Source organism: Asticcacaulis sp. (assembly GCF_020217185.1).
Classification (GTDB): domain Bacteria; phylum Pseudomonadota; class Alphaproteobacteria; order Caulobacterales; family Caulobacteraceae; genus Asticcacaulis.
This window is the reverse complement of record NZ_JAIWNX010000123.1, coordinates 1-16,874: the sequence shown is the minus strand read 5'-3', so window position 1 is coordinate 16,874 and position 16,874 is coordinate 1. Positions and strand designations below refer to the sequence as shown.

17 protein-coding genes and 1 riboswitch are annotated in these 16,874 nt (G+C 61.7%); of the genes, 11 read left to right on the top strand and 6 right to left on the bottom strand.

What is annotated here, in order from left to right:
* Positions 1–116 precede the first annotated feature (116 nt).
* Positions 117–530, bottom strand: coding sequence for a SufE family protein (locus LDL37_RS06110; protein WP_290795634.1), 414 nt, complete (start codon positions 528–530; stop codon positions 117–119).
* A 45-nt stretch (positions 531–575) separates the two neighbouring features.
* Positions 576–1,319 carry a HAMP domain-containing sensor histidine kinase gene (locus LDL37_RS06105; protein WP_290795632.1) on the bottom strand — a complete coding sequence of 248 codons (744 nt, stop codon included), beginning with the start codon at positions 1,317–1,319 and terminating at the stop codon, positions 576–578.
* A gap of 158 nt (positions 1,320–1,477) precedes the next feature.
* Here LDL37_RS06105 and LDL37_RS06100 point away from each other — a divergent pair, with 158 nt between their 5' ends.
* The gene (locus LDL37_RS06100) at positions 1,478–3,301 is read left to right on the top strand and encodes an ATP-binding protein (protein ID WP_290795630.1); all 1,824 of its coding nucleotides are present in this window, start codon (positions 1,478–1,480) and stop codon (positions 3,299–3,301) included.
* Between the two features lie 3 nt (positions 3,302–3,304).
* Here the strand turns inward: LDL37_RS06100 and LDL37_RS06095 are convergent, their stop codons facing one another.
* On the bottom strand, positions 3,305–4,234 hold the full coding sequence (locus LDL37_RS06095) for a hypothetical protein (RefSeq protein WP_290795628.1): 930 nt from the start codon (positions 4,232–4,234) through the stop codon (positions 3,305–3,307).
* A 72-nt stretch (positions 4,235–4,306) separates the two neighbouring features.
* Between LDL37_RS06095 and LDL37_RS06090 the strand changes: the two genes are divergently transcribed.
* Together LDL37_RS06090 and LDL37_RS06085 are read left to right on the top strand one after the other, a co-directional pair.
* On the top strand, positions 4,307–4,636 hold the full coding sequence (locus LDL37_RS06090) for a DUF1491 family protein (protein WP_126422684.1): 330 nt from the start codon (positions 4,307–4,309) through the stop codon (positions 4,634–4,636).
* A gap of 123 nt (positions 4,637–4,759) precedes the next feature.
* A complete protein-coding gene (locus LDL37_RS06085) occupies positions 4,760–5,149 on the top strand; it encodes a hypothetical protein (RefSeq protein WP_290795624.1) in 390 nt (129 codons plus the stop codon).
* Between the two features lie 112 nt (positions 5,150–5,261).
* Here LDL37_RS06085 and LDL37_RS06080 read toward each other — a convergent pair whose 3' ends face one another.
* Positions 5,262–6,449 carry an MFS transporter gene (locus LDL37_RS06080; protein ID WP_290795622.1) on the bottom strand — a complete coding sequence of 396 codons (1,188 nt, stop codon included), beginning with the start codon at positions 6,447–6,449 and terminating at the stop codon, positions 5,262–5,264.
* 150 nt (positions 6,450–6,599) lie between these two features.
* Between LDL37_RS06080 and LDL37_RS06075 the strand changes: the two genes are divergently transcribed.
* From LDL37_RS06075 to LDL37_RS06065, 3 genes are read left to right on the top strand one after another with little or no spacing between them, the layout of a single operon-like run.
* Positions 6,600–7,262 (top strand): hemolysin III family protein, encoded by a 663-nt coding sequence (locus LDL37_RS06075; protein ID WP_290795620.1) that lies wholly within the window; start codon positions 6,600–6,602, stop codon positions 7,260–7,262.
* Between the two features lie 51 nt (positions 7,263–7,313).
* Positions 7,314–8,918, top strand: a complete 1,605-nt coding sequence (locus LDL37_RS06070) for a peptide chain release factor 3 (protein ID WP_290795618.1) — start codon at positions 7,314–7,316, stop codon at positions 8,916–8,918.
* Between the two features lie 3 nt (positions 8,919–8,921).
* The gene (locus LDL37_RS06065; RefSeq protein WP_290795616.1) at positions 8,922–9,350 is read left to right on the top strand and encodes a DUF4304 domain-containing protein; all 429 of its coding nucleotides are present in this window, start codon (positions 8,922–8,924) and stop codon (positions 9,348–9,350) included.
* Here LDL37_RS06065 and LDL37_RS06060 read toward each other — a convergent pair.
* On the bottom strand, positions 9,347–9,763 hold the full coding sequence (locus LDL37_RS06060) for a Tat pathway signal protein (protein WP_290795613.1): 417 nt from the start codon (positions 9,761–9,763) through the stop codon (positions 9,347–9,349). The genes LDL37_RS06065 and LDL37_RS06060 overlap by 4 nt on opposite strands.
* Positions 9,764–9,906: 143 nt before the next feature.
* On the opposite strand from LDL37_RS06060, the gene LDL37_RS06055 reads away from it, so the two are divergent.
* The 5 genes from LDL37_RS06055 to LDL37_RS06035 all read left to right on the top strand — a co-directional run bounded on the left by LDL37_RS06055 (position 9,907) and on the right by LDL37_RS06035 (position 15,756).
* Positions 9,907–10,812, top strand: a complete 906-nt coding sequence (locus tag LDL37_RS06055) for a response regulator (protein WP_290795611.1) — start codon at positions 9,907–9,909, stop codon at positions 10,810–10,812.
* Positions 10,809–11,990 (top strand): hypothetical protein, encoded by a 1,182-nt coding sequence (locus LDL37_RS06050; RefSeq protein ID WP_290795609.1) that lies wholly within the window; start codon positions 10,809–10,811, stop codon positions 11,988–11,990. Before LDL37_RS06055 ends, LDL37_RS06050 begins: the two co-directional genes overlap by 4 nt.
* 109 nt (positions 11,991–12,099) lie before the next feature.
* The gene (locus LDL37_RS06045; protein ID WP_290795607.1) at positions 12,100–13,290 is read left to right on the top strand and encodes a hypothetical protein; all 1,191 of its coding nucleotides are present in this window, start codon (positions 12,100–12,102) and stop codon (positions 13,288–13,290) included.
* Positions 13,291–13,416: 126 nt separating this feature from the next.
* Positions 13,417–13,609: riboswitch (cobalamin riboswitch) on the top strand.
* A gap of 101 nt (positions 13,610–13,710) precedes the next feature.
* Entirely contained in the window at positions 13,711–14,715 is a 1,005-nt protein-coding gene (locus LDL37_RS06040; protein WP_290795605.1) for a DUF1852 domain-containing protein, read from the top strand.
* A gap of 12 nt (positions 14,716–14,727) precedes the next feature.
* Positions 14,728–15,756 carry a methionine synthase gene (locus tag LDL37_RS06035; RefSeq protein ID WP_290795603.1) on the top strand — a complete coding sequence of 343 codons (1,029 nt, stop codon included), beginning with the start codon at positions 14,728–14,730 and terminating at the stop codon, positions 15,754–15,756.
* Between the two features lie 2 nt (positions 15,757–15,758).
* Here LDL37_RS06035 and LDL37_RS06030 read toward each other — a convergent pair.
* Positions 15,759–16,874, bottom strand: a 1,116-nt coding sequence (locus tag LDL37_RS06030; RefSeq protein ID WP_290795601.1) for an SLC13 family permease, incomplete at its 5' end; no start/stop codon positions are given.

Below are 16,874 nucleotides of genomic sequence, written 5' to 3'. Positions count from 1 at the left end.
GGCCGAAGATGCTGACCGCATCCGGCCGTTGAAGAAGCGAGAATTTCTCATATGTGTCAGTGACATGAGAAATTCTCGAATGGAATACCAAGGGTCATTCTCCATGACCCTTGGTATCAGGCCGCCGCCTGCTTCAGGCGTTCGACCATCGAGATCAGGCCATTGGTGCGCTGCGACGACAGGGCCTCATCGAGCCCCAGACGGGTCAGGGTGTCGCGGATCGAAAAGTCGCGCACCTCGGCGCGCGGCAGGCCGTTCAGCAGCCGCACCAGAATGGCGATCAGCCCCTTGACGATATGGGCATCGGAATCGCCGCGAAAGCGCAAAACCCCGTCGCCGGCCTCATCCATCATCAGCCACACCTGTGAGGCGCAACCGCGCACGCGCGTCACCTCGTTGCGCTCGGCCTCGCTCAGCGGGGCGAGCGTTTTTCCCAGGTCGATAATATAGCGATAGCGGTCTTCCCAGTCGTCGAAGAGGTCGAATTCTTCGAGCAGGTCGCTCAGGCGGGCGTCGAATGTATCGGTCATGGGGTGGCTATAGCGCGTTAACCGGTTGGGTTTCAAACCGAAAACTCAGCGTCGCTTCAGTCGCACCGTGGCTTTCAGGCCGTTGCGCGGGTCGGATTGTACCGAAAAGCTGCCGCCCATCGCTTCTGAGGCCAGTTTGACGATCGACCAGCCGAGCCCCGCCCCTTCGCGGCTGCGGTTGTAGTCGCTAGCCCCCTGTTCGAACGGCCGCATCAGGCGCGGAATATCGGCGGGGTCAGGCGCCTTGCCCGGATTGAAGACAGCGATATCGACAAACTCGCCGTCCGGGCGGGCGGTGATTTCGACATCGCGGCCTTCGGGCGTGAAGTCGATGGCATTGCCGATCAGGTGATCGAGACACAGGCCAAGGCCACGCGGATCAAAGCGCGCGCTCAGTTCAGCATCGGTCAGGCCGGGTAGGATATTGACGCCGCGGGCCCTGGCGCAGGCGGCGTGACGGCGCGCCGCGTCATGGATATGCGGCGGCAGGGTTTCGATCTCCGGACGCAGCAGGTTGGGCTCGCTTTCCAGCCGCACCAGCTCCAGCACGTCATTGAACAGGCTGAGCAATTTCTTGCCGCTGTCGCGGATAATCCCGGCATATTCTGTATATTGCGGCGCGCCCAGAGGTCCGTAAAGCTCGTGCGTCAGCACCTCGGCAAAGCCGATGATCGAGTTGAGCGGGGTGCGCAGTTCGTGGCTGACCATGCGCATAAAGGCACGCTTGCCGAAGTCGCTTTCCGGCGGGGGGCAGGCAGACGGGGTAAGGGCCGCCGGTTGTTTGTCCATAAGCGTGCGCCGCAACAGGAAGGAGAGGAATGAAACTTTGGGCTGAATCGTACAGTTAACGTCTTAAGCAGAGGTTTCCGGGGCGAAAGACGACTTTTCTTTGGTCTTTTCTCGCTTGGCGGGGGATAGCCTTTCTCTTTTGGCGGCAGTTGGTTAGGATGGCAGACGTATCCGTGAGTAAAGACGTGCCGCTGAAATCCTATCTTCAGGAACTGAGATCACCCACCGGGGCCATGGCCACGCCGCGCAGTCGTGTGCGGCTGGGCGTTATTGCGTGGCATCTCGGCTGGTCGGCGGTCAGTCTGGCCTCGATGATCTATCTGATCTTCCTGCCGGCCTCGGTCAATGTATTGGCGGCGCTGGCGGCGGCGGCCCTGCCGGGTGTGTGCAGCGTCTTCCTGCTCAGCCGGGATGATTTTCGCACGCGGCAGATGCTGGTCTGGGTGTGGGCCCTGGCCTGTCTGGCGGCGCTGGGGCTTTCGGGTGGGGTACTGGGGCCGCTGGCGCCCTGGGTGGCCGCGCCGATGGCGGCGGCTGTAGCGCTCAATCAGCGGCGGCTGATCCTGCTGGGGGCCGCCCTGTCGGTGGCGGTGACCCTGTTTGCTATCCTGTTTTCACTGATGCGTCTGTTCCCCCTGCCGGATATTGTCGAAAGTTTCTGGCTGTCTTCGGTGGCGGTGATCACGCTGGTGACGGGGCTCGGCCTGTCGCTTTTGCCGGCGCTGCGCGTGCGTACCGAGGCGGTGCGCGGCGTCGAACACGACCGCACGCGCTTTCTGACGCTCCTCAGCGAACAGCCGCACCTGATCATCAGCGTCGATGGGGAGGGGCGTCTTCTGTCGGCCTATGGCGAGACGCCGCCGGGGCTCGATATGGCGCTTCTGATGAAGCACGGCCTGATCACCTGCGCCCACGTCCCGCATCGTTTGGGCCTGATGCAGGCGCTGGAGGCGGCGCAGGAGACGGGCCGCGCCGAAGCGGGCTTCATGCCGCACGCCGCGCTGGATCACTTCATCCGCCTCAGCCTGCGGCGCGGGGCGGATGGCAAGCTCTATGGCGTCCTGTCCGACGCCTCGCTGCAACACGCGCGCGAGGACGAGCTGGAAACGGCGCGTCAGGAAGCGCAGGCGCTCAATGAGGGCAAGTCGCGGTTTCTGGCCGGGATGAGCCACGAACTGCGCACGCCGCTCAACGCCGTCATCGGCTTTTCCGACATCATGCGTCAGCAGATGTTCGGCCCCCTGACCGGTAAATACGCCGAATATTCGCAACTGATCTGGGAGTCGGGGCAGCACGTGCTCGATCTGGTCAACGACGTGCTCGACATGTCGAAGATCGAGGCCAGCCGTTATGAGCTGTCGCTGGAACGCTTCGATGCGCGCGAACCCGTATCGGCGGCGCTGCGCCTGATACTGGCCACGGCGCACGAAAAGGGCGTGACGGTGAAGTCGGTCCTGCCGCCGACGCCGCTGGAGGTCACGGCTGACAAGCGCGCCATCAAGCAGATGTGCCTCAACCTTTTGTCCAATGCCGTCAAGTTCACGCCGCAGGGCGGCACGGTTACCCTGATGCTCAGCGAAACCGGTCAGGACAGTATCGACATCCAGATTACCGACACCGGCGTCGGCATCGCGCCCGAAGACCTCAAGCGGCTGGGCAAGCCCTATGAGCAATCCGGACCGATGGAACAGCGCGCTATGGGGACGGGGCTGGGTCTGTCGCTGGTGCAGGCGCTGGCCGGGCTCCACCGCGGGCGCATGACGATCGAGAGCGAGCTGGGCATGGGGACGAGCGTCAGCCTGCTGCTGCCGGTGGCGGTCAATTCCGATCAGCCGGAACTGCCGCTCAGCCCGCCCGGTGCGCCGGACACTGAGACGCTGGTGGCCCTTTCGACGGAAACGCCCAAGCCGCTGGAAGATCGCCTTTACACGCCGCCGGACCTGACCGGCAGCGACTTTGTGATCCGTCCTTCGAAGTCGTAACCTCTACTTCACCCCATACGGTGAGGGCAGGGTGGCAAACACCAGACCCGGCACGAAATCCCCGGCTTCGAAGCGCGCATACTGCGTGCCGCTGTTGAAGTCGAAGGCCACCACAATGTCTTCGCGCGGGTCGAGCTTGCCGATGGCAACCGTGGCGCTCAGCGGAAAATCAAAGCGCAGGGTGTCGCGTTTTTCGGCGTGACCGGCGAATTTTCCATCGACCGTGAACCCGGCCAGATTGACGCGCGGCGCGTTCTTCAGCGCGATCTGCGTGTTGCGACGGCCGGAGGCGCTAAAGCTCAGGTCAAACGGGCTCATGCCTTTCGGCATCTGCGCTGACACGGCCAGAGGGTCACGGTTGATCAGGCCGGAACGGCGGGCCGGATCGCGCACGATCAGCCGCGCCGCATAGGGCGTCTCGCCGCTGAATTGGGCCATCACACTGAGCGTCTGGCCTTTCAGCGTGCCATAGAGGCCAAAGCCCATGGCAACGTCACCGGTCTGCTGATACTGCACCAGACGCCATTTCGACAGGCTCTGTTCGGTGCGGTCGGCCAGCCATTCGCTGCGCAGCCCGCGCAGGGTCAGGCGGTTTTGCGCCACAAAGCCGCGATAGGCCCCGCGCAGGGTTTCGACCTCCTGCACCAGCGCCGGGTTGTGGCAATCGGCGCGGGAGGCGGCGGCGCGGGCATGGCCGATCGTGGCATAGACGGTGGCCGGGGCGACGCCGTGATTGAGCGCCGCATTGCGGTTTTGCAGCAGCCCGGCCTTCAGCGCCAGCAGGGTGGGGCCATCGAACCAGTTACAGCGCGCATTGGCGCTGCTGATGAACTGACGACGGGTCAGGGTCTCCAGAGACACGGGCTCAGCGGCCGCCGCAGTGGCGGTCAGCATCAGAGCCAGGGCCGAGGCCAGTATTTTGCAGCGCTTCACGTTCGACATCCCTTCGCAGGCCGACTATAGACGAACGTGTTTAAGTCCCGGTGAGCAAACAGGGTAAACCGCATGTTACTGCCGACCGACCTTTGGGTATCGGCCCTGATCCGACGCGCCGAGCAGGGCGGGGCCTTTGCCTATGTGCTGAAAAAAGGCGATGCGCGCGCCGGTGCGGTGATCCTCAAAATCACCCACCTGCGCGAACGCGAAACCTTCATCCTGCGTCAGGTGACCGCCGGGGACGAGGTGAAGTGGATGAAGCCCATCACCTCACACGATCCTGAGGCCATTGAGTCCTATATAGAGCGCGAGCGCCGCTTTGACTCCGATCTGTGGGTCGTCGAAATCGAGGATACCGAGGGGCGGCATTTCCTCACCGAGTCTATTCAGCTTTTGTAAACCCTGTTCCTAAACGGGATTTCAAACCCTCTGTGTCAGGATGATCACCCTGAGCGATGTGCGGAAAAGTGTCAGCGGTTTTCCGCGTTAACATCGCGACAGAAAGTAAAGTAACTTGAAAAGGTGATCGCCTTGCATTTTCTCCTCAACGATGTCGTCTTCGATCTTGACCCCTCGCGCATGATGCATCCGCTGGATGCGCAGCGCTTCGAGGCGCTGTCGATCGACTACATCGCCCAACTGGGCAAGGAGATGTTTGCCGAAAACCCGCAGGCTCACCGCTACAACCCGGAACGCGCCCGCCGTCTGTGCTATCTGCTGCATCTCAAAATGCCGCACGTCAACGCGGCGCAGTTTCTCGATCAAGCGGGTCGCGGTCAGGCCGCCGACGTGCTGGCCGATTTCAAGGCGCTCAATGAAATGGCGCTGGGCATGATGTATCAGCAGCAGGTCATCGGACAACTCGATGCGGCGAAGGTGGATGGGGCCGTCTGGCACCGCCACGCCGCATAAAATCGAGGTCTTTGGTCGATTAGGGCGTCGCCGTCGCTTGGCTGTATTCATATACAGCCGGCGCTAGGCTCCTGCTACTCGACTCAAATCTCTCGATTTTAGATGTTGGCTGTCAGGCTGACTTCCGTTCGCCGGTGAGGAAGAGGGTGAGACCGATCAGAGGCGCGACGGTGCCGGCCACCGCAATGGCCGTCCAGCCGCCCAGACCATAGAACGGGCTGGCCACCGCCGAACCGATCGCACCGCCCACAAAGATCGACGCCATATAGAGCCCGTTGAGACGGCCACGGCTGTGCGGGTCAAGGCCATAGATGGCGCGCTGCCCCTGAATCATCGTCAACTGCACGCAGGCATCGAGGACGATCCCGGCGACCATCAGCGACAGAATGCTGACCAGCGCGGGTATCGTGCCGCTCAGCATGGCGAGGGCCGCGCCGATCAGGCCAAACAGCGTGACTTTGGCCCCGTGCCCGGCATCTCCCAGCCGTCCGCTGAGCGGCGCGGCCAGAGCGCCTGCGGCCCCCGAAAGGGCAAACAGCGCGATCTGCGACTGGCTGAGGTGAAACGCCCGGAACAGCTCCACCGGCACAGCGGTCCAGAACAGGCTGAAGGCCCCGAACATGGTCGCCTGAAGCAGCGAGCGTTGCCTCAGCACCGGCTGGCTGAGCCACAGCGATGCCATCGACCGCAGCAGCGCGCCGTAAGAAGCCGTGTGCGCCGGGCGGCGCTGCGGCAGGGTCAGGGCCAGCACCAGACCAATGGCGATCATCAGCCCGGCGGCGATAAAGAACACCGCCCGCCACCCCAGATGATCGGCCACAAAACTCGATAGTGGGCGCGACAGCAGGATACCGGTCAACAGCCCGCCCATAATATTGCCGACCGTCCGGCCGCGCGTTTCTTCCGGGCTCAGATGCGCCGCTAATGGTATCAGCATCTGCACCGACACGGCCCCCAGACCGGTCAGAAAGGCCACAAACAGGAACAGCCCGCCGTTTTGCGCCATGGCGCTGAGGATCAGGCTGACAAAGGCCAGACCGAGGGTAACAAGGATCAGGCGTTTATTCTCAAACAGGTCGAGCAAGGGCGTGATGAACACCATCCCCGCCACATAGCCAATCTGGGTCAGCGAGACGATCAGGCTGGCCGTCGTCTGCGACAGGCCGACATCCGGTGCGATCAGCTCGATAATCGGCTGGGCGTAGTAGAGATTGCCGACAATGGCGCCGCACGCGAAGGCGAACAGCGCCACAAGCGCGGGCGACAGGTGAGGCGGGGCAGGGGAGCGGGTATCAGTCATGGCGCACATATAGGTGGCCTTTTCGCAGATGCAAACGTTTGGACGGGGCGGGGGCGAAAGGGGCTTGCCTTTCCGTTGCGGCAGGCGGTTACAATGCGATGCAACAGGGTTTGAATTGACCCTGCCCGGCCTTTGCGCGATCCTCTGCCCATGAACATTTCCCTGCCCCCTCTGCCGCACTATCCCACCCGCTGGGCGCGCCACGCCGATCTGATCGTGCACGTGACGGGGCTGGCCTTTGCCCTGTTCGGTGGCGGGGTGGCGCTGGGTCTGGCGGTGACGCAAGGCTTGCTGGGCATGGTGGCCGCCGTCATCATCTATGCGGTCGGCATGATCGCCATGCTGGCCTTTTCGACGGCCTATAATTTCGCCAGCCCGCGGTTTCAGCCGTTTCTGCGCCGTCTCGATCACGCGGGCATCTTCCTGATGATCGCCGCCAGCTATACGCCCTTCACCACGCAGGCCTTAAGCGGGCCGTGGGCCTGGGGCATGACGGCCGGCGTATGGACTCTGGCCGGGCTGGGTATATTGGGCAAGCTGTTCCTGCCCGGCGTGGGTAAGGGCGTGTGGGTGGCGCTTTATCTCATCCTCGGCTGGCTGGTGGTGATTGCGCTCAAGCCGATGATCGCCGATGTGCCGCCGGCCGCCATGATCCTGCTGGCCATCGGCGGGCTGGTCTATAGCGTCGGGGCCATCTTCTACATGATGAAGCGTCTGAAATTCCGCCGCGCCATCTGGCATGGCCATGTGATCACCGGGGCCGTCCTGCACTGGTGCGCGGTGCTGGTCGGTGTGGTGCTGGTCGGGCATTGAGGACGGGTTCGGGGCCTTTACATTTTACCCCCAAAGCCTTATCCGCAGCGCATGTCCAATACCCCCGCCACCGAAGCGCCCCGCCGCCGTACCTTCGCTATTATCTCGCACCCGGACGCCGGTAAGACGACTCTGACCGAGCACCTCCTGCTGGCTGGTGGGTCAATCCGTGCCGCCGGTCAGGTGCGGGCGCGCGGTGAAAACCGCCGCACCCGTTCCGACTGGATGAAGATCGAAAAGGAACGCGGCATTTCGGTCTCGTCCTCGGTGATGACCTTTGAACACGATGGCAAGGTGTTCAACCTGCTCGATACGCCGGGCCACGAGGACTTTTCGGAAGACACCTACCGCACCCTGACCGCCGCCGACGCCGCCATCATGGTGCTCGACGCCGCCAAGGGGATCGAGCCGCAGACGCTCAAGCTGTTTGAGGTGTGCCGCCTGCGCGACATCCCCATCATCACCTTCATCAACAAGATGGACCGTGAGGCCGAGGACTCGCTGGCCCTGCTGGATGAGGTGGCGTCAAAGCTGCAACTCGATCCGTCGCCGCTCTACTGGCCGGCGGGGTCGGGTAACCGCTTCCGCGGTATGCTGGAGCTGAAGACCGGCCTGTTTTACCCCTTCACCCGCCGTGAGTCGGGTTCGGAATACGATCAGGGCCACGAAGACCCGGCCCCGCTGGATCAGGCGGTGGCCAAGGGCTGGCTTGATCAGGCCGAACTCGACGAACTGCGCGATACGGCCGAACTGCTGGAAGGCGGGTTCAAGGCGTTTGAGGTGGAGAGCTTCCTCGAAGGCCACATGACACCGGTCATCTTCGGCTCGGCGCTGCGCCATTACGGCGTCAATCAGTTGCTTCAGGCGATTGGCGATTTCGCTCCGGCCCCCAAGACGGTGGCGGCGTCGAAGGCCGGGACCGACACCGCGGTCGATCCGACGGACAAGGAAGTCACCGGCTTTGTGTTCAAGGTGCAGGCCAATATGGACCCCAACCACCGCGACCGCATCGCCATGCTCAAGCTGACCTCTGGCAAGTTCCAGCGCGGCATGAAGCTCAAGGTGCAGAATACGGGCAAGCAACTGAGCGTCAACGCGCCGATTATGTTCTTTGCCTCGGACCGCGAACTGGCCGAAGACGCCTTTGGCGGCGATGTCATCGGCATTCCCAACCACGGCGTGCTGCGCGTCGGTGACTCCCTGTCGGAAAGCGGCACGGTGCGCTTTCAGGGTCTGCCCAACTTCGCGCCGGAAATCCTCCAGCGCGTGCGCGTCAAGGACCCGCTGAAGGCCAAGCACCTTAAAAAAGCGCTGGAATCTCTGGCCGAAGAGGGGGTGACGCAGTTGTTCCGCCCGTCCATCGGTTCAGACTTTATCGTCGGCGCCGTGGGTCAGCTTCAGTTCGAAGTCATGGCCGACCGTCTGGCCAACGAATACGGGCTGGATGTGATCTTTGAACCCTCGCCCTATGCCGAAGCGCGCTGGCTGGGCGGAGATGCGGCCAAGATCGAGGACTTTGCGGGCAAGCACCGTTCAGCCATGGGCACGGATATTGACGAGTTTCCGGTGTTTCTGGGCAAGTCGGCCTGGGAGATCGGCTATGTCGCCGAACGCTATCCGGACGTGAAGTTCCTGCGCACCAAGGAGCGGGGGTGAACGGTGCAAAAGCGCGACTCGCAGGGGTCAAAATCTGAGTTACGCAAGCAGATGGACAACATGCTCAAAAGCGATTTTGTCCCTCAACTCAGAGAATTAGGCTTCAAGGGCACTTATCCGCATTTCCGTCGGGTGGAATTGGATCGCGGTGACTTTCTTAGCTTTCAGTTCTATAAGTATGGCGGGCGTTTCTGCATCCATATCGGCTATTGGAATAGCCATGAATATGCGCCTTCGCCAGATCGTTCTATCGGCTTAGATAAGTTGACAGCCATCGAGTTACCACACACCAACCGGCTTCGGGTTGTACCCCCATTTTCTATACACTGGTTTGGTTTTAAGTTTTCTGGTGGTCGTGTCGAGCGGTGTTTTCGGCAAGTTGCAAACAGATTGCCAGAGATGAAGAGATGGTGGGCTCGCCGTAGCAATTAAGCCAGCACTACGCTGCCCAGCAGCACCTTGACGCCCTTTTGTTTGATGATGGCGTCGGTGGCCGTCTGAAGCTCGCGCGTCAGATAGTCGAGATCAATCAGCGATGAGGCCGTCAGCCCCATGGCATAGGCTTGCAGGCGGGCCACATAGGCATCGCGCAGGCGCGGAACCGACTTACTAAGGGTTTCGGCCAGCTTCTCATTCTTGTTGGTGTCGAGCCCGACCTCAACCGTCAGCGTGCCGTGCTTGCCGCCGCGCGCCTTGGTAAAGACGGTCAGCAGCGGCATCTGCACAAAGTCGGCTCCGCCGCCCTTTTTCTTGGGCGCGCTGGCCAGGGCGTGTGAAGCCGTGCTGCCCGTCGCCATAAGGGTCAGGCCGGACAATTGCCATCTTAAAAGGTCGCGTCTGTTCATGAGGTTGAGGCTAGCACAACAGGGTTTACAGGCGGTTTCCATTTACGCTTAATTTCGATTAACCATGTATTTTCAAATGGTTAAAGCTGGAATTAAGAATTTGAGGCTAGGGTGCGTCCGCGAAGAATTGCGGTGCCTCTCTGATGTCTGAAACCTCTGCGCTGTTGCGCCATGTCAATCTGCCGGCCACGACGGTCCTGATTGTCGAAGATAATGACGGACTGAGGCGGATGATCGTCGAGGTGCTGCGCGCCTCTGGTTTTCAGCAACTGATTCAGGCCCGTGACGCCGAAGAGGCGATCGAGCTTCTGGGGGCCTATAATCCCGATCTGATGATCCTGGACTGGAACCTGCCGGGTTTGTCGGGCATTGATCTGACGCTGTTGCTGCGGCAGGCGGCGGTGAATGAAGACGCGCGCTTTCCCAATCCGCGTATCCCCGTGCTGATGCTGACCGGGCGTCAGCGCTCGCGCGATGTGACCGAAGCGCGCAATGCCGGGGTCGATGAATTTGTCATCAAGCCGTTTTCGACGCGCAGCCTGATGCGTGGGGTGGCCTCCGCCCTGTGCCGTCAGCGCCCGTTTATCGTCTCGGCGGGCTATGTCGGCCCCTGCCGACGCCGGCGCAAGGATGAGGACTATCGCGGTCTTATGCGCCGCGTCGATGATATTGAGGCCGCCGCCGACCGCCATTCACGCGCCCTGTTCCAGCAGACCCTGTCGGTCGAGCTTGAGGCCCTGCACGCCCTGATGTCGGCGCGCGGCGGGCTGCACAAGGAGACGCTGGATTACCTGATCGAGCGTACCAGCGAGGCCGAGACGCAGGCGGTAAGATATCGCCAGAGGCTGCTGGCCGAAGCTACACGTTCTTTAAAGGAATATGTGTCATATTTCGGGAATGCGGCTGAACCGGATGTGCTGGACGTGCATCTGGATTCCATTCGCCGGCTGAACGCCCTGCGCCATGAGGATACGGCCGAAGCCCAGACCATCCTTCGTCAGCTTGAAGCGCTGGTGAAGAATCGCAAGAGGAAGAGACTGTCGGCATGAGTGCGGTGGCAACCTACCAGCAGACCAAAGGCGCGTTTCAGGCGCGTTCGGACAAGGGTAAGCCCGCCTCACGCGATGTGCGCAATCTGGCCAATCTGGGCGATACGGCCTCGACCAGCCGCGTCCTCAATCTGGCAGCGATTGCGCTTGTCATGTCCGGCGAAAAAGACTATGCCGCCAAGCCCTTCTTCCGCGACCGGCAGCTTAACCGCGCCATACTGATCAAGCACACCCTGCGCGCCAATGAGCGCGACCTGTTCAGCCGCACGCGGCGCACGGCGACCAAGATCGTCATGCCCTTCGACGCCGAGGACCTGCGTCTGGGCGGGCGTTCGGTCATGGTCAATCAGGTGGGCTTCGAAGCCTTTTGCCGCACGCAGTTCGGCATTGGCGATGTCAATTCGCATATGGATGTGCAGGTTCTGCGCCTGCTGGACGACCTGCCGTCGCTTGATCCGTTTCTGGTGCGCGAACACCTGTCGCGCAATGGCTTCAAACCCGGCGCCTGTTATCTCAATATCTCGGCCCATGATATTCAGCGCATGATCGGTTTCGCCAATGCCGAGATCGAGCAACTGGTGCGCACGGCGTTCGGCAATATGATGGTCGGGGGTGCCAGCATAAAGCTGGCCGGCAAGATCCTGTCGAACGAACTGGATCAGGAATTGTCGCCCCTGCGCCAGACCCTGCGCATGTCCGAAGAAGAATTCTCCGAAGGTATCTTCTCGTGGCGCGGCTTCCTCTATTTCAAATGGCGTCACGAAGAACTGCAAAACGAGATGCGCCGCGTCATTCAGGGGCTGGGCTCTTACCAGCCCGTCGGCGCGGTTGACGATCAGGTGCGTGATTATCTGCGTGAGGTGCGTCCGCGGCTGGGCCGACGTATCGCCAAGGCGGTCAATGAGGTGGCGCGCACCCTCAGCATCTATGATCGCGCCTATCACGCGCTGACCCAGGGGCAAAACCCCGGTCCCTTCCGTCAGTTCCTGCTTCAGGGGCCGAAGCTGTTTTTCGAACTGGGCGAAACCATCGGCATATTGGGGCACATCTCGTCCTTCTGGACCTACCGCATGATGTCGAGTTTCGCCGCCCAGCGGCTGACCGCGCTGGAATACGCCGACGTGCTGATGGATTTTGACGACAGTCTGATGATTTTGGGGCCTGACGACGAGGATTAACCGTCTTCGTTCACGCCCTGTTGGAACCTGTCCCATACGGTCCGAAACTGACCTTTTTCCCGTTTCAGTCTGGTTCGTGATGGTTTCAACGGCCCGCCGACATTACAAGATGACCCGCGCGCCGGATCAGCCGAACCGCGTCATCCGCGAATACCGCAATCTGGCCAATCTGGGGCAGACGGCCGCCTCAACGCGGGTCCTCAACCTGTCGCGCGTCTACCGCCTGCACCACAAGGATGAGGACTATGGGGACAATCCCTTCTTTCAGTCCTCGCTGCTCAACCGCTGCATCATCCTCAAACATACCCTGCGCCTGAACGAGCGGCACTTCTATCACGGCACCCGTCGCACCGTGACCAAGATCATCCTGCCCTACGATCATTTCGACCTGCGTCTGGGGGCGTCGAGCATCTTCATCAACCAGATCGGTTTCGAGCAACTGGCGCGGGACTATCTGTCGATCAGCGATTTCGACAAGAACCCGGATATAAAAATTCTGCGCCGACTGGATCAGTTGCCGTCGCTCGACCCGTTTCTGGTGCGTGAAACCCTGGCGCGCCACGGCCATCGCCCGGCGGGCATCTATCTGCGCCTGTCGCCCGCCGACCTGTCGCGCATGATGCAGTTCACCTCCAGCGAGATCGAGCGACTGGTCAATACGGCGCTGGGCGATCACTATGCCGGGGCCTCGATGAAGCTCGGCAACAAGATCCTCTCCGATCAGCTTGACCGCGAACTGTGGCCGCTGAAAGAGACGTTCCGCATGTCCGATTTGGAATTCGCCGAAGGTATCTTCGCCTGGCGCGGCTTCCTCTATTACAAGTGGCGTTACCTTGAGCTTCAGGATCGTCTGCGCGAAGTCCTTGCCGGTATCGGCACCTATCAGCCCTTTGGCGTCAGCGATGACCGCGTAAAGGACTATATCCTCAGCGCCCGCCTGCGTCTGGCGCGCGGCATGGCGCGTGCGCTCAATCAGGCCTACGACGTGCTGAAAATCTATGACACGGCCTATGCCGATCTGGTCAGCCACAACAAGCCGGGGCCGTTCAAACGCTTCCTGCTCAATGGCTCCGGCCTGTTCACCGAACTGGGGGAGATCATCGGCACGCTGGACCACATCGCCGCCTTCTGGAGCTTCCGGATGAACCGCGCCATCCAGTCGGGCAAGCCGATGAAGCCGGTCGAATATGCCGATGTGCTGATGGATTTCGAAAGCGGGCTCAACTACCTGTTCGAGGATCGCCCCAGTTTCAGCGTCACGACCTCTGGCTTTTTGCGCGCCAGTATCCCGGCGGGGTGAACGAGAGTTTTCGACGGTTCACAAAAGGCGAGGGCGAAGGCGAGGGCTTTCGCCTTTTCATCTGCAGATAACATAATCATATAAAGATATGTTTATATCATTATTGACTCTCGCGCCTCGTCCGCCTAAGGTCCGGCTGTCAGCGGTCCGCGCCTTTTAAAAAGCGTGGCTAAGAGGGAAGCCGGTCCAAACCCGGCGCTGCCCCCGCAACTGTAGGCGGTGAGTGTCGATCCGGAAGACCATTGGGGTGTGCCCTGAGAAGGTGGATCGAAACCGTGACCCGCAAGCCAGGAGACCTGCCACTGACCGCATCTGTCATCCCGGGCGGAGGGCCACGGGCATGAGTCCCTTCGCCCTGCGGCCTGACGCGGGATCGCGGACCTGTGCCCAAAGCGCTCCCCCACAGAAACGGGGAATACCGTGTCACACCCTTTGCCTGTCGCGCCGCGTGCAGACTTCGATTTTACCCTGCGGCGCCTTCGCTTCGATGAGCACTACACGCCGTCGCAAACCACGCGCCTGACCACCAATTTCGCCAATCTGGCCAGAGGCGACAACCGCCAGCAAAACCTGCGTAACGCCTTGCGCATGATCGATAATCGTTTCAATGCGCTGGCCCATTGGGACAACCCGAATGCTGACCGTTACGCCGTCGAACTCGACATCATTTCGGTCGAGATCGGCCTTCCGGATCGGGCAAGCGATGACCGTTTCCCGCTGCTCGAAATTCTGAAAACGACCATACTTGACCGTCACACGGAGTCACGCATCGAAGGCATTACCGGCAATAACCTGTCGTCCTTTGTGCGCGATTACGATTTCAGCGTCGTGCTGCCCGCGCACAACCGGGACCGCTCTGACTTCAGCCTGCCGCCCAATTTCGGCGACCTGCACGGTCACCTGTTTCTCAGCTTCGTCCAGTCGCCAACCTACAGGACGCAGTTTCACAAGCCACCCGTCATCTGCCTGAGTGTCGCCAACAGCAAGACCTATCGGCGGACAGACACGCATCACCCGATACTGGGCGTGGAGTATCAGCAAAGCGACGAGTCCCTGACGGATATATATTTCCGGAAAATGGGATTAAAGGTGCGCTTCTTTATGCCGCCGGGCAGCGTCGCCCCGCTGGCCTTCTACGTCTTCGGGGACCTGCTCTGCGACTACACGCCGCTGGAGCTGATCAGCACGATCAGCACCATGGAAAGCTTTCAGAAGATCTACCGCCCGGAAATCTACAACGCCAATTCGGCCGCGGGCGCGGTCTATCAGCCCAGCCTGCAACACCCCGACTATTCGCTGACTCAGGTGGTCTATGACCGCGAAGAACGCAGCCGTCTGGCCGTCGAACAGGGGCGCTTTGCCGAGGCGCACTTCATCAAACCCTATCGCACCCTGCTTGAGCAGTGGTCCGCACATTACGCCTGAGAGGTAATTCTCATGACTTTACTCCTTCCCCCCTCCACCGCCGGCAGCCTGCCGAAACCGTCGTGGCTGGCCCAGCCGGAGACCCTGTGGTCGCCGTGGAAACTGCATGGCGAGGAACTGACTCAGGGCAAGCGCGACGCCCTGCGTCTGGCGCTCGATGATCAGCGTCAGGCCGGTATCGAGATCGTCAGCGACGGCGAACAGACGCGCCAGCACTTCGTCACCACCTTTATCGAACACCTTGATGGCGTCGATTTCGCCCAGCGCGAAACGGTCCGCATCCGCGACCGCTATGAGGCCAGCGTGCCGACGGTGGTGGGACGTGTGTCGCGTCCCCGCTCCGTCTTTGTCGAAGACGCCAAGTTCCTGCGCCAGCAGACGACACAGCCGATCAAGTGGGCGCTGCCGGGGCCGATGACCATGGTCGATACCCTGTTCGATGCCCACTATAAGAGCCGCGAAAAACTGGCCTGGGCCTTCGCCGAGATACTCAATCAGGAGGCCCGAGAGCTGGAGGCTGCCGGCGTCGATATCATCCAGTTCGATGAACCGGCCTTCAACGTCTTCTTCGATGAGGTCAATGACTGGGGTGTGGCGGCGCTCGAAAAGGCCGCCGAGGGCTTACGGTGCGAGACGGCGGTGCACATCTGCTACGGCTACGGCATCAAAGCCAATACCGAGTGGAAAAAGACGCTGGGGTCGCAGTGGCGGCAATACGAAGAGGCCTTCCCCAAACTGCAAACCTCCAGCCTCGATATTATCTCGCTGGAATGTCACAATTCGCGCGTGCCGATGGACCTGATCGAGCTGATCCGCGGCAAGAAGGTGATGGTCGGAGCCATTGACGTGGCCAGCTCTGTTATTGAGACGCCGGAAGAGGTGGCCGAGACGCTGCGCAAAGCCTTGCAATTCGTCGATGCCGACAAGCTCTATCCCTGCACCAATTGCGGCATGGCCCCTCTGTCGCGCGAGGTCGCCACGGGCAAGCTGCGGGCGCTGGGGGCCGGGGCGGCGATCGTGCGCAGGGAGCTTACGGCCTGACTCTACCCGCCAAACAGCGCACTCAGCACAAAGGCGGTGGTGGCCACGACCAGCACCGCCAGCAGCGCGCCCGCCCGTGCGTAGTCGGTGAAGCGATAGCCGCCCGGTGCCATGACCAGCAGATTGTTCTGATGCCCGATGGGCGTCAGGAAGTCCGAGGAGGTGCCGACCAGCACCGCCAGCAGCAGGGCGTCGGGCGACACGTGGAGTATCTGCGCCAGCTGAATAGCCAGCGGCCCCATGATCAGGGCCGTAGCCACATTGTTGAGCAGGATGGTCAGGAACAGGGTGAGGCCGCACACCGCCGCGATGCAGAGGATCAGGGGCGCGCCCTGAAGCCCGCCCGCCAGCGCATCGGCGACCATTTTCGCCGCGCCCGAACTTTCGAAGCTCTGCCCCACCGGGATCATGGCCGCCAGCAGGACGATGACGCTCCAGTCGATCGACTTATAGATTTCCGGGGCAGGGATCAGGCGCAGGGCCGCCATCGCCGCTGCCGCCGCCAGAAAGGTCAGGGCGGGGGAAACGTCGAACAGCACGGTCACCGCGATGGCCAGCACGAAGATGCCGACCGTCTGGATCGCCGCGCGGATATTGACGGGGGCGGTGTCGGCGCGGTCGATTTCCAGCAGGCGTTGCTGCGTGCCAAAGCGCGCAATATCGGCGGCCTGCCCCCGAATAAATAACTGATCGCCGCCTTGCAGGAGGATGCCCCCCAGCGGCTGTTTCAGGCGGGCGGCGCGTGGCCCGCCGGCCGTGACATTCAGCGCGCCGCCGCTGCGGTGGGTGATGGCGTCGTAGCGTTCTCCAATGATGGGGGAGCCGTGCGCCACGACCATATGCGCCGTCACCTCGTGCTCGGCGGGTAGCGGCGCGGCGGTCTTGACCTCCAGACTGTCGGCCACGTCGCCCGGCATATAGCGCGACAGAAGGAGCAGCTTGTCGCCGCGTTTCAGGCGATCCTCTTCCGGCCAGTCGATGATCTTGTCACGGCGGATGAGGCGCAGCAGGCGCGTGCGGCTGGCGTGCAATTGCTTCGATAAGGCGTGGCGGCTGAGTTCGACGGCATGGGTGAGGGTCAGCTCAAACACCTTCCACGGGGCGGCGTGGCCTTCCAT